Consider the following 12,611-nt stretch of genomic DNA (forward strand, 5'->3'; position numbering starts at 1 on the left):
CTCAAGATGCGGAAAAGTCGGTCGCCGCCAGGTCCCCTGATCCACCCCACAAAACACCCCACCACCCTCGCGGGGTGGAGCAGCCCGGTAGCTCGTCAGGCTCATAACCTGAAGGCCGCAGGTTCAAATCCTGCCCCCGCAACCAAATCCCCACACATACACAGACTGCCGCAATCAGCGCATCAACACGCTCGCCCAGCACATAGAACGTGCACAGCGGCGAATAAACACGCCCTGTAGTGGGCGAGTTGGGGAATATCCTTCCAAATACATCCCCACCCCTGCCTGGATCAGGGCTAAGACACGGCAAAAAAAGAGAAACACGTCAGGAGTGCGCCGCTCAGGCACGGAACCGCCACAGGCTCGACATTCTGTAGCAAGCGCTCACGGCACTCGCGCAATGTTGGTACAGTTTCATACAGGTCGCCAGAGCAGAAAAGCCTGCGTCATTGACAATGAAGGGCAGCAGAGGGGCCAAAACTGAAGCGCCCATATATCCCTATCCTGTTGCTAATGATGGGAGAGGGAAGGTTTATCATCAGGATGATCCGCCCCTCCTAGATACACTTCAAGATAGCCGCAAACTGCTGCACAGAAGAAGCGATCTCAAAGCGTGGCTCAATCGGTAATGTATCGTTGCGCTATCCGCCCCCATGCACAGAGAGAGCCGTCCGACATGCTTCACGATGTCTCGCACAGTGGTGGGACCCAAGTCCGCGCAGGCGATCCGAGCGCGATGAATGCGCTTCGCATGTAGATTACTCGAAGAAAACGGTTTGCTCGCGCAGTGCCTGACAATCCTCCACGCCCATCAGGCACATATCTGTATGGATCTCGCGCTGGAGCAGAGTAATGGCGTGTTTGAGGGCCTGTTCGCCTCCCAAGGCCGCAGCGTAGAGAAAGGGACGGCCTATCAATACGCTGTCGGCCCCCATGGCGAGGCCTTTGATGACGTCGGTACCGCGCCTGAAGCCGCTATCGACGAGCAGTGTCATATCGCCACAAACTTCCCGTATGCGGGAGAGCGTTTCGACCGGCGACACCGCGCAATCGAGCTGTCTGCCGCCATGGTTGGAAGCCACGATTCCATCGGCCCCCATCTCGCGCGCCAGTCGCGCGTCTTCTGGTGATAGGATGCCTTTGATGATGAAGGCCCCTTTCCAGCGACGCCTAATCATCTCAGCGTGTTTCCAGCTGAAATGCGGGTAACCGGTTACGGCATTGATCTCGCGCGAGAAAATAGAGGGACGCGCAACCGGGTCGATATTGCTGATACGGGGCAGACCGCGTTGTCTGAACGTCCTCCACCCTGTGCGGTAGAGCCAGGAGGGATGGCGTACCATGTCTAAAGCGAGGCGGGCAGTTGGACGAAACGGCATGGTATAGCCATTTCGCCGGTTGTTTTCCCGGTTGGAGCCAACGGCAACGTCAGCCGTCAGGAAGTAGGCCGAGAAGCCAGCATCGGAGACGCGTGCAACCATCCGTTCGATGTTGCTTTCATCAGGCTTCTGGTAACCCGCAAACCAGCATCCAGGATAGGCCCGCCCGATCTCTTCGATGGGTGTGATTGCGTTTGCACTGAGGATGTACGGGATACGAGCGGATCTGGCAGCGCGTGCCATCGCATTATCGGCGTCATGACCCACAATGGCGGACGCACCCATAGGCGCGATCATGAACGGACTGGCGAAACTCTGACCAAATAGTGTGACCTGCTGCGAGCAGGCAGAAACGTCGCGCAGCACACGCGGAACCATACGCAGTCGGTCAAGTGCACGCAGATTATGCTGGATCGTGGTGCCGTCATCGGCGCCGCCCTGAACATAGCCGAAGATCGCTTTGGGAAGATGACGGCGCGCAAGGCTCTCGAAATCATTGAGGTTAAGGATCGCATTGTCGAGCGAACGAAGCAGTTTCAGCATGGTGTCGATACTCGTGCAGCTATGGCGGCCCGTTCAGGCGCGTTTTTCTTGGGGGGATCGAGGGGGAGTGGCTCAATCGGCCCCACGATGAAGAGGTATGAAACGGCGCCGAGCAGGCCAAATCCCCCGGTTGCGCAGAGCGGGATGAGAAATGATCCATGCGTCAGGCTCACCATCAGTCCGGTAAAGCTCGCAATCACGATCCCGGCGATATTCGCGGCACTGTTCTGAAGGCCGCCCAGAGTAGCCACGAGGTCGGGGCTTGGCGCGATATCGGCTGGAAGAGACCAGATATTGGCCCCAGTGAAGGCAATACCGCCGAAGGAAACCGACAAAAAGGTGATGCACAACCAGGTCTGGGTGACGAAGGCAGTCAGAGCGATGACAGAGGAAAGTACGAGCCCACCCACGAGGCAGGTCTTGCGTGCCGCTGTGAGGCTCCATCCGTTGTGATGGAGCCGATCAGAGGTCCAACCGCCCAGCCAGGCTGCCGGAATGGCGACAACGCCCGGGATCATCCCGATGAGCCCCAGATCCTTGAGCGAAAACCCGTGCGCGCTTACGAGATAGCTCGGAAACCAGGTGGCAAAAAAATAGAAGACGAAATTGGCGCAGAAGAAGCCAAGCATCATGCCCCACACCGTTCGGTGCCTGAGCATCAGCCGCCACGCTCCCGGGGCAGCACGTACGGGAGTGGGCTGGGCTGCTCTCAGCGTTGCCAGCTCTCCAGCGGGAAGTCGGGGATGTCTGTCCGGGTCATGATAAAGCGCAAACCAGAAGACGACCCAGACCAGCCCGAGGCATCCCGCTGCGACAAAGGCAAGGCGCCAGCCGAGAAGAGCAATCAGCAGGGCAACCAGCGGCATCGATACCGCAGAGCCCGCCCGTGACCCGCTGTCAAAGATCCCGGCAGCGAGGCCTCTCTCGCTTTTGGGGAACCAGAGCGAGGCGACCTTGGCATTCGAAGGATAGCTGCCCGATTCACCTATACCCAGAGCAAGGCGCAGACCGAGAATACTCAGCGGCCCGCGGACCAGAGCGGTCAGGGCGGTACAGACCGACCACCATATCACGGCAAGCGCATAAGCTGCGCGGACCCCGACGCGATCCACCACCATACCGAATGGCAGCTGCATGAAGGCATAAGTCCAGAAGAAACCACCGAGGATGATGCCAAGGAGGGCCGGATCGATGTGTAATTCGCGCGCCATGAACGGGGCTGCAATGGCGATCGTTGCCCGATCGATGTAGTTGATGGTGGTCGCAGCGAAACAGAGGATGATCATCAGCCAACGCAGACGGGGCATGATCTCTCTCCTGCACCAGAGAGGAAGGATGGCGAGAGGGCTGTCCTTTGCAAGGTCCGCATATCGGGACCTTGCAGAGAGAACGCCGCGTTATCTCGGCAGAATGCGACGCAGATAAGCGCGGTTGGTCGCGCTTACGCTCAGACCGTCACCGCCATAATGCTCGACCAGGAAGGCACTTTTGAACCCGTGGGCGAGTGCCATTTTAATGGCCGCCCGATAGCTGATCACGCCGAATTCGAGTGGGGCAGGGGCCGTGACCACCATGCCTGTGGTGGCATCTTCAGTGCGATAGTAATTCTTCACGTGCCAATAGCGCGCAAACGGCGCCACCTTCTGCATCATCGACGCCCAATGCTCGACCGGGCGATGCAGCCGGACAAGGTTACCCAGATCTGCGTTGATCCCTACGCTGGCGTGGTCGACATCCTGCACGAAGCGCACGGCACTCTCTGCCGTGCCCAGATAGGTATCTTCATACATCTCGAGCGAGAGCCCGACCCCGACCTCCTGCGCATGACGTGCCAGTTCGCGAATGCGGGCGACCGCAAGGTTCCAGGTCGTCGTGTCATCCGGGTTGACCGTCCCCTGTGCTGTCCAGAACCACAAGGCGGCTTTTTGCGCGGGGGTCAGGGGATAGAAAAGACCAAAGGAGACCTCCTTGATCCCGAGCTTCGCGGCGGTATCGATCACGCGATGACTATAGGCGAGATTTTCATCCGCCTGTTCCGGATCTATGATGGAGCGCCGCGCAGTCGAGAGCCCTGGCATTGTGAGACCGGCCTCCTTCACGAGCGACGCGAAAAGGGCCAGTCGCTCTGCGGGGAGATCAGCGAGCCTGATCCAGGAATCCGTGGGGTCGATCTCGGTAAAGCCCGCATCAGTGACTTCAGCCAGTGTAGCGGCCCATTCTTCGGGTGTCTGATCCTGAACGCTCGAGCCGTCCGGCAGGATATTCGCATACTGGATCATGGCTGCGGCAATGGGCCAGTTGGTGCGGTTGAAAGGGGAAGACATGGTTATCTCCTTTGGCTGGATAGAGAGGAAAAGGTCTCAATGGGCCGGACGGTGTGTCTGGTGGTTGGTCCGCGGCAGGAAGGCGGCGATGACCAAACCGATCAGCCCGGAGAGGGCGACGGCGTAGAGACCGGCAACAGGCGTTTCCCAGAGATGGGAGGCAAAGCTGCGGATATTGGGCGCAGCAAACCCGCCCAGATTGCCGAGAGCGTTGATAAGTGCGATCGCCCCCGCAGCCTGCACTCCGGTGAAATGGGCGAGAGGGAAATTCCAGAAAACGGCCTGGACCGTGACGACTCCGGCTGCGGCAATGCACAAACCGATCACGGCAACCACGCCTGATTCGGCTCCGGATATGCATAGCCCGATCGCGGCTGCGGCCAGACAGACCAGAAGACCGAGGCGCGGCGCATCATGCTTCTGGACGAGGCGCGTGATGACGAAAGTGGAGAGAATGGCGAAAGCCCAGGGAATGCCACTGACCAGACCGACGCGGAACCCGATCTTTTCATGAAGGATCAGCGATACCTGTTCGGGCAGGTAGAATACCACCCCGTAGCTTGCGACCTGCATGACCATGTAGAGCGCAAGGAACTGGAGCAGTTTGCTTGAATGCAGCAGGGCGCCGAGTTGTACGCCGTGGCCATGCGCTCCCTCTTTTTCGGCGGCCTCTTTTTGCAGGATACCTGAGAGGGTCGTTTTCTCAGCATTGCTCAGCCAGGCCACGTCCTGAGGCTTGTCGGGGAGGACGAAATAGGTTGCGATCCCCATGGCAACGGCCAGTCCGCCTTCAAGCAGGAACATCCATTGCCAGCCGGCAAGGCCCAGTATTCCATCGAGCCCGAACAATGCCCCCGATAGCGGATTGCCGAAGGTCATGGCGAGGGGATAGCCGAAATAGAACACGCCCAGCACCCGGGTGCGCTCCCGCTCGGGAAACCAGAATGTCAGATAAAGCATGATCCCGGGGAAGAACCCCGCTTCGGCAATGCCGAGCATCATGCGCAGGATGATGAACGACAGGTTACCCTGCGTGAACATCATGGCCGCGGATACGAGGCCCCAGGTGACCATGATACGGGCCATCCATCGCCGGGCACCCACGCGATACAGGATGAGATTGCTGGGGATCTCGAACAGGGCATAGCCGACGAAGAACACGCCAGCGCCGAATGCGAACATGGCGTCCGAAACGCCGACATCGGTATGAAGCGCCTGTTTGGCCGAGCCTATATTCGAACGATCCAGGAATGCGACGATATACATCAGGATCAGGAAAGGCAGGAGCTTGGCGAAGGCCTTGCCCGTCGCCCCTCTGCGCAGGGTTTCCTGATCCGCAATGCGAGCTGAGAGGGAAGAGGGAGAAAGAGCGGCAAGCGGTGGCATTGCGTCCGGAATCTCGGGCACCGCTTTGTTCTGTATCGTCTCTGAAGTCATGATGCTCGGCTCCTCATGCGCGCCCCTTCGACAAATGACTCGGGCGCGGATGTGGTCAGGCGGTCAGGGGAAGAAGGTGCTCAGGCAATGCGGCCGCCGAGCTCATCTTCAATATGTGCCTGGATGATCGCGTCGAAGCTCTGCTCCGTCGTGAACCCGAGAGACAGGGCGCGTTGCGGATCGAAGCCGCGCGCCCAGCCAGCGACGATACGCGCAACAGCTTCGTCAGGGGCATGCCGGATAAGGGCGACTGCCTTTTCACCTGCGACACGGCGCAGTGCCGCGATCTGCTCGCCCACTGTGACTGACAAGGCAGGCATGGAGAGGTTGGGTCGCTCACCCAGGAGAGATAGATCGAGCGTTGCTGCATGCCGCAGGAACTGGACCGCCGAGCGCGGACTCGTCATCCAGTGACGCGTTGTTTCTGGTACCGGTAGCAGGGCTTCCTGCCCGACCAGCGGCTCGCGGATGATGCCCGAGAAGAAGCCCGAAGCGGCGCGGTTCGGCTTGCCAGGACGAACACAGATGGTGGGAAAACGCAGCCCGATCGCGTCAAAAATGCCGCGACGCCGATAATCGGCCAGCAAGAGCTCGCATATGGCTTTCTGGGTACCATAGCTGGTCTGGGGAGTGAGGATGTAATCATCGGGGATCACGTCGGGAAAGTCGCCACCGAACACCGCATTGGATGAGGCGAAGACAACACGCGGCTTCCATCCCTCGCGTGTGCCAATCTGACGAATGGTCTCGAACAGGGTTCGTGTGCCATCGAGATTGACCGCATAGCCTTTGTCGAAATCGGCTTCCGCTTCGCCCGAGACGATTGCCGCGAGATGGTAGATGATATCGGGGCGACCACTCAAAAGCCTTTCGGCAGCGCCAGATTGCGTCAGGTCGCAGGTCATTGTCTCACACGCGCCACTAAAACCGTTTGGTGCGGCAGGCGCGACTACATCGGCCAAGGTAAGGCGCGTTGTGGCCTCCGTACCCTCGAGAGGCCTGCTTGTAAGACTTTCGATGAATTTACGGCCGATCATGCCGGCTGCGCCAATGACGAGGATATGCATCGCACTCACCTTTTTTCTCGGGTTTCCGAGCTTCAGATGAACGAAAGCTATCCGAAAGTTAATGATGCGCTAGACGCAAGATTGAACTGCCCGATCAGGAATGCTGATCGCGGCCTCTCTGAGTGCCGTAAATACGAGATCGGCGGCGGGGGTGAGTGGGCGTTCTGGAATGCTGATCAGGGAATAGGCCCCAAGGAAGTCCGGCATGGGAACAGAGAGTCGACGGATCATCCCCGCGCGCTCGTAATGTCGGCTCACACTGCACGGAATGACCGCGAGCATGCTCGAATGAAGCAGCAGATCGATCGTTGCAAACATCGAGGATGCCTCGATGGGGTGGACCGGCAGAGGAAGCAAGGCGGTGGTGAAAGCAGCCTCGATCGCCCGACGCATGGGGCTGGGCGCTGTCTGCAAGATCCAGCGTTCGCCAGCGACATCCTTCAGGCTCAACCCTCCCGGATCATTGATCGGGTTAAGACAGCTGGTAACGACGCAAAGTGGCTCGCTGGCAAGGTCGAGACAGGTCAGCCTTGTAGGCCCATGGAGGCCAAGAGGGCGCCCGATCACAAAATCGAGCCTGCCTGATTCCATGCCCAGAAGAAGCGCGTCGCTGGTATCGATGGTGAGGGACAGGCTGATCCCCGGCTGGGTCCGGGAAATTTCTGCGAAGACCGGTGACACCAGATCGGGCAGGGCTGCGACAATGGAGCCGACGCGCACCGTGCCATATGTCCCCTCCTGCATCGCGTTCATATCAAGTTGCAGGCGGTCTATATCGTTGAGCATGAGCCGCGCATGACGGGCGGCAAGCACCCCGCTGGGTGTCGGGAACACGCCCTGAGAGGATCGCTCGAATAATCGGGTGTTGAGGGCGTGCTCGACCTCCTGCAGCAATTTCGATACCGAAGGTTGTGAGAGATTCATGCGCTCCGCGGCGCGATGAAGGTTGTTGGTAGCCTCGAGTTCGAGGATGAGACGCAAATGGCGCAGCTTGAGCCGATTGATAAGGGAGTGTCCGCTCATGGGGCTGAGCCCCCGTCGAAACGCCCGGCTTCTCCTTTGTGCGTGATGTCACGCAGGAGGGACAGGATGGTTGTCGCGGCAGGGGTTGAGGGGCGGTCCTTCGACACCAGCATCCCCCAGGGCGCGACATCGAAGGAGAAATCCAGTGGCAGAAGCGCGATCTGGCCGACATCGCGCTGAAGTTCGGCGGCGGGCGCCGAAAGCAGGGTGAGGGCGTCGGTCCGGGTGATATAGGCCAGGGTCATCATCCAGGAATCCGAAGAGACGATCCGTGTGGGCAGCGTCAGATCCCGATCGAGGAAAAGCTCTTCGAGGCGTTGTCGTGATCGGCTCCCCTTTCGCTGCAGGATCCAGGGATAATCGGCAAGGGCTGGCAGCGGGATCGGCCCTGTATCCTGCAGGGGATGGTCAGGACGCGCCGCCACAACAAGATGTTCCGTGGCGATTTCCTCATAATGGACCGGATAGGGCGAGGGGATGACAGGACGTCGCCCCAGCATGATATCGATCTGGCCGTCCACCAGCATCTGGAACAATGCGTCGCTCGGGCCACTGCGGATTTCGAGTTCGATCTCGGGATAGGTTTCCTGGGCAATGCGCAGCATGTCGACAAGCGAACGGATGACAGGGCCGTCAATCGCTCCGATCGAGACATGGCCTATGCGCCCATCAACGAGTGCGTTGAGCTCGACACGCGTGCGTTCCAGCTCTTCAAGCATGGTCACAGCGTGTCGTGTCAGAACCTCACCGGCAAAGGTGGGGATCATGCGTCGCCCTTCGAGCCGGAAGAGGCGGATCTTCATCAACTCCTCGAGATCGCCAATCAGCTTGGAGGCAGCAGGCTGCGCCATGCCGAGACTTTCTGCGGCAGCCTGCAGGGTCGGATGGCGTGAAAATGCCGAGAGAAGCTGCAGGTGACGCAGCTTCAGTCTGGAGGCGATGAACCAGAACGGGCCGAGATGCGGATGGGACATGGGCGATTTCATAGTCAAATGGTTATCTATTGAGTGGATACGACTATTGGACGCGCCTCTTTTCGGGTGAGTATTTCTTTCGTCCGTTACATCGCTGGAACACTCCGTTTTCAGCGTCCATCAAAATCATCGTGAAGGTTGGGCGACATGTCGGTTCAGATTATCAGAAGTGCAGCGGTCATCGGCGCGGGGTATATGGGCGGCGGTATTGCCCAGAGCCTTGCAGCTTCAGGCATGAAAGTCACGCTCGCCGATGTCTCGCCGGAGGCAACGCAGCGCTCGCTCGAGCGGCTCCTGGGCGAAGCGCGCGATTTCGAGGCGCAGGGGCTTCTGACGCCTGGAAGCTATGATCGGATCATGACCAATCTGCGTTCCGCCCCGTCCATCGAGGAGGCGGTGCGTGATGTCGACTTCATCGAGGAAGCGGTGTTCGAACGTGAGGATGTCAAGAAGGAGGTACTCGGGCGGATCAGCGCGGCGGCCCGTCCCGATGCGATCATCGGGACCAATACCTCGACCATTCCTGTCCATGTGCTCGCCCCCTTCGTGACGGGGCAGGAGCGCTTCCTGACTGTGCATTTCAGTAACCCGGCGCCGTTTATCCCGGGTGTCGAGCTGGTGTCGGGCACCGAAACGACCAAGGCCGTGGTCGAGACCGTGAAGGAAATGCTGGGCCGCGTGAACCGCCAGTCTGCCGAGGTCGCTGATCGGCCGACCTTCGTGCTGAACCGGCTGCAATATGTCCTGTTCAAGGAAGCGAATACGATCGTCGAGGAGGGGATCGCGACGCCTGAAGATGTCGATACGATCGTTCGGTCGACTTTCGGTTTCCGCCTGCCATTTTTCGGCCCCTTTGCCATCGCCGATATGGCGGGGCTGGACGTTTACGTGAATGGGTTCGTGACGGCCGAGAATGCGTTCGGGCCGCGTCTGTCCTGCCCCGATACGGTGAGGCGTCTCGTGGCCGAGGGCAAGCATGGCGTGAAGAATGGCGCGGGCTATTACGGGCAGTATTCAAAGGAGGAGGCCGAGGCGCTCGTGGCATATCGCAACAAGGCCTACGCGAAGATGGCGGAAGTCCTGCGCGAACTCGGCCCTTCTCCGCTTGAAGCCAAGAAGAATGCTAAGAGCAGGGGATAAGCGTTGAAGGCGGGGCCGGGTCAATCCCGGCTGCCGCTGCCAATCACGCATGCCGCCTCCATATGTGATCTCTGGCGAAGGCCAGCCTAAGTAGAGAGGAGACGGCTGAATGTGTTGGTGGGCACCGATGATATGGAGCAAAAGCGAGGAGTGCCACGGTTTCGCCGAGACGAAGTAATATGCGTCAAGTTGCTGGGGCATCCATGCAGGAAATCATGGCGTATCATGAAATTTCTTCGTGAGTATAGACGAATGAGTGTGATGATTTAGCAATGATGTCCCATATACTGGGCGTTAACGAAAATTCCCGACAAGTCCTTTCTTCCGAAATCTTGATGTTTACAGGCGAGATGATAATGATTTAAATGGAATGGCATTCACGTTTGTGGAACAGGACTGATAGATTATGTCTGGGCGGACGTCGTTGACTGGATTGCTGTGCTGACCGTCTCCAAGACAAGACGACACATGCTCCGGGAGCATGTTCATGAGGCCCATGAACGGCTCGATTTTTTGATCGGCCCTTTGGCGACCGCGCACGACTATGAGCGTTACCTGCGCGGCACAGCCGCTTTTCGGCTGGCCGCGGAATCCGCGTTCGAGAATGTTGCGTATCCCGGCTGGCTGCGGGGATGGCGTCCGGTCCGTACGGGGGATGCGCTCAAGAAGGATCTTTCCACCCTGCGTCTGGCTCTTCCCATTGTGCCTGTCATCACCCCGCCCTCGGGTGACTCAGCTCTGCTCGGTATGCTGTATACCCTTGAGGGCTCCGCCCTCGGGGCACGGATCATCGCGCGTCGAGCCGCTGCGATAGGATATACAGAGGCTCATGGGGCGAGCCATCTGGCGCACCAGACGGCCGCTCCTGCAAATTGGAAGGTGTTCCTTGAGAGGCTCGAGGACGCCCCCGTATTCGATCTCGACGAAGCGGGTTCTGCTGCTTCCATGCTGTTCCGGCATGCCTATGATGCTGTAACGCTGGTCGATCGAGCAGAGGATGTTCTCCATGGCTGAATTTGGTCAGGTCGATCTGACAAGCTGCGATCGCGAGCCGATCCATATCCCCGGGAGCATTCAGCCCCACGGATGCCTTGTCACCTGCACGATCAGCGATTTTGTGGTTCTGCGACATTCTGCAAATGCGGCAGAGATGCTCGGTCACGAGGCATTGGGGATCGGTAGCGATCTTGTGGCCCTTTTCGGGTCCGAAGTCATTCATGACATTCGTAATGGTCTGACGCTGAGCGTCACCCAGCGTCGGCCTGTTTTTCTGCTCAGCCAGGAACTCGCGCCGGATGCCCGCTTCGACATGGCCGTCCATGTCGTGAATGGCGAGGTGGTGCTCGAATGCGAACCCGCTGCCGCGACTCATCGGGCAACGAAATTTCTGACCCAGCTTCATGGCATGATGGATCGCGTCCGCAAGACGACGGATATCACGCGGCTTTTCGACGTAGTGACCATGCTGATGCGTGGACTGCTCGAATATGACCGGGTGATGGTCTATCGCTTTGCCGATGACTGGTCGGGGAAAGTCGTCTCGGAGGCCCGGGCGCTTTCGCTCGAGAGTTTTCTGGGTCAGCATTTTCCGAGTGCGGATATTCCTGCTCAGGCACGCGAGTTGTATCGGCGTTCACCCATACGCATGATCGGCGATGTGAAATACACGCCGGTGCCGATCATCGAGGGGGAGGGGCTTGCCCCTCTCGACATGTCGCTGGGTCAATTGCGCAGCGTGTCGCCCATCCATTGCGAGTATCTGACGAATATGGGGGTGGGTGCCTCGATGTCGATCTCGATCGTGATCGATGGTGCACTCTGGGGCATGATTGCCTGCCACCATTACTCTCCGCGCGTCCTCCCCATCGCGGAGCGCGCGGTGGTGCAGATGTTTTCGGAGTTTTTCGCGCTTCAGATCATCGTCATCCTCAAGACGACGCGTCTTCAGGTTGCCGAGCGTACCCATGGGCTGATCGAGAGCGTGCTGCGCAATGCCGCCTCGGTTTCGGACATGCCCGCCTATCTGCGCGGGCAGATCAGCCGTCTCGCTCCTTTGATCCAGTCTGACGGAATAGCGATCTGGATCGATAATGAATGGACGGGCCATGGCATCTCGGCACCCAAGGAGGTGCAGAGCGAATTCGTCGAGCTGGCACGCAGGAAGGCCGGAACCCAGATCTGGCAATCTGACCATCTGGTAAAGGACCATCCCTGGATTGCGGCGCACACGGCCCATGTGGCCGGGGTACTGATCATCCCTATCTCACCGCAGCCGGAAAACTACGTCTTCCTTTTCCGCCGCGAGATCGTCCAGACGATCAACTGGGGTGGTGATCCGCAAAAGACATATGAGCACGGGCCGCATGGTCCGCGTCTGACGCCCCGTCAGAGCTTCGCGATCTGGAAAGAGCAGGTGCATGAGCGCTGCCTTCCCTGGTCAAGCTTCGATATCGAGGCAGCCGGCCAGCTGCGTTCGGCGTTGATCGAGGTGATGGGCGTCTATCATCAGCAGCAGCTCTCAGAGCGCGCCGATGCCGATCTGCGACAACGCATGCTCAATGAAGAGCTCAATCACCGGGTGAAGAATATTCTCGCGGTGGTGCAATCCCTCATCGGTCGCCCCGTGGCCAAGGACCGCACGATAGAGGAATATGTCGAGGTTCTGCGCGGGCGCATCAAGGCGTTGGCCAGTGCCCATGATCAGGTAGCCCGGACCGATGGCGG

At 59.1% G+C, this 12,611-nt stretch carries 10 protein-coding genes and 1 tRNA gene; 4 read left to right on the plus strand and 7 right to left on the minus strand.

Features of this window, described 5'->3' with window-relative positions; genetic code table 11:
* The first annotated feature begins 68 nt into the window (after window positions 1-68).
* Window positions 69-145, plus strand: a tRNA-Met gene (locus C0V97_RS06930).
* 613 nt (window positions 146-758) lie between these two features.
* Here the strand turns inward: C0V97_RS06930 and C0V97_RS06935 are convergent.
* The 7 genes from C0V97_RS06935 to C0V97_RS06965 form a co-directional block, all read right to left on the minus strand.
* On the minus strand, window positions 759-1,922 hold the full coding sequence (locus tag C0V97_RS06935; RefSeq protein ID WP_127101913.1) for an alpha-hydroxy acid oxidase: 1,164 nt from the start codon (window positions 1,920-1,922) through the stop codon (window positions 759-761).
* A complete protein-coding gene (locus C0V97_RS06940) occupies window positions 1,916-3,229 on the minus strand; it encodes an MFS transporter (RefSeq protein ID WP_127101914.1) in 1,314 nt (437 codons plus the stop codon). Before C0V97_RS06940 ends, C0V97_RS06935 begins: the two co-directional genes overlap by 7 nt.
* A gap of 90 nt (window positions 3,230-3,319) precedes the next feature.
* A complete protein-coding gene (locus tag C0V97_RS06945; RefSeq protein WP_127101915.1) occupies window positions 3,320-4,246 on the minus strand; it encodes a sugar phosphate isomerase/epimerase in 927 nt (308 codons plus the stop codon).
* A gap of 36 nt (window positions 4,247-4,282) precedes the next feature.
* Window positions 4,283-5,683: an MFS transporter gene (locus tag C0V97_RS06950; RefSeq protein ID WP_199751697.1), complete on the minus strand. Its 1,401-nt coding sequence runs from the start codon at window positions 5,681-5,683 to the stop codon at window positions 4,283-4,285.
* 80 nt (window positions 5,684-5,763) lie between these two features.
* A complete protein-coding gene (gene denD, locus C0V97_RS06955) occupies window positions 5,764-6,750 on the minus strand; it encodes a D-erythronate dehydrogenase (protein ID WP_127101916.1) in 987 nt (328 codons plus the stop codon).
* A gap of 69 nt (window positions 6,751-6,819) precedes the next feature.
* Window positions 6,820-7,773 (minus strand): LysR family transcriptional regulator, encoded by a 954-nt coding sequence (locus tag C0V97_RS06960; RefSeq protein WP_127101917.1) that lies wholly within the window; start codon window positions 7,771-7,773, stop codon window positions 6,820-6,822.
* Window positions 7,770-8,747: a LysR family transcriptional regulator gene (locus C0V97_RS06965; RefSeq protein ID WP_158625362.1), complete on the minus strand. Its 978-nt coding sequence runs from the start codon at window positions 8,745-8,747 to the stop codon at window positions 7,770-7,772. Before C0V97_RS06965 ends, C0V97_RS06960 begins: the two co-directional genes overlap by 4 nt.
* A 147-nt stretch (window positions 8,748-8,894) precedes the next feature.
* Between C0V97_RS06965 and C0V97_RS06970 the strand changes: the two genes are divergently transcribed.
* The 3 genes from C0V97_RS06970 to C0V97_RS06980 form a co-directional block, all read left to right on the plus strand.
* Entirely contained in the window at window positions 8,895-9,887 is a 993-nt protein-coding gene (locus tag C0V97_RS06970) for a 3-hydroxyacyl-CoA dehydrogenase family protein (protein WP_127101919.1), read from the plus strand.
* A 468-nt stretch (window positions 9,888-10,355) separates the two neighbouring features.
* Complete coding sequence (locus C0V97_RS06975; RefSeq protein WP_127101920.1) at window positions 10,356-10,901, plus strand: biliverdin-producing heme oxygenase; 546 nt, start codon at window positions 10,356-10,358, stop codon at window positions 10,899-10,901.
* Window positions 10,894-12,611, plus strand: a 1,718-nt coding sequence (locus C0V97_RS06980; protein WP_158625363.1) for an HWE histidine kinase domain-containing protein, incomplete at its 3' end; no start/stop codon positions are given. The genes C0V97_RS06975 and C0V97_RS06980, both read left to right, overlap by 8 nt.

The sequence above is a fragment of the Asaia sp. W19 genome (assembly GCF_003994335.1).
GTDB lineage: Bacteria > Pseudomonadota > Alphaproteobacteria > Acetobacterales > Acetobacteraceae > Asaia.

Coding starts and splice junctions, on each gene's coding strand:
- C0V97_RS06935 (WP_127101913.1), bottom strand. CDS start 1,922: ATGCTGAAACTGCTTCGTTCGCTCGACAATGCGATCCTTAACCTCAAT.
- C0V97_RS06940 (WP_127101914.1), bottom strand. CDS start 3,229: ATGCCCCGTCTGCGTTGGCTGATGATCATCCTCTGTTTCGCTGCGACC.
- C0V97_RS06945 (WP_127101915.1), bottom strand. CDS start 4,246: ATGTCTTCCCCTTTCAACCGCACCAACTGGCCCATTGCCGCAGCCATG.
- C0V97_RS06950 (WP_199751697.1), bottom strand. CDS start 5,683: ATGACTTCAGAGACGATACAGAACAAAGCGGTGCCCGAGATTCCGGAC.
- denD (WP_127101916.1), bottom strand. CDS start 6,750: ATGCATATCCTCGTCATTGGCGCAGCCGGCATGATCGGCCGTAAATTC.
- C0V97_RS06960 (WP_127101917.1), bottom strand. CDS start 7,773: ATGAGCGGACACTCCCTTATCAATCGGCTCAAGCTGCGCCATTTGCGT.
- C0V97_RS06965 (WP_158625362.1), bottom strand. CDS start 8,747: ATGTCCCATCCGCATCTCGGCCCGTTCTGGTTCATCGCCTCCAGACTG.
- C0V97_RS06970 (WP_127101919.1), top strand. CDS start 8,895: ATGTCGGTTCAGATTATCAGAAGTGCAGCGGTCATCGGCGCGGGGTAT.
- C0V97_RS06975 (WP_127101920.1), top strand. CDS start 10,356: ATGCTCCGGGAGCATGTTCATGAGGCCCATGAACGGCTCGATTTTTTG.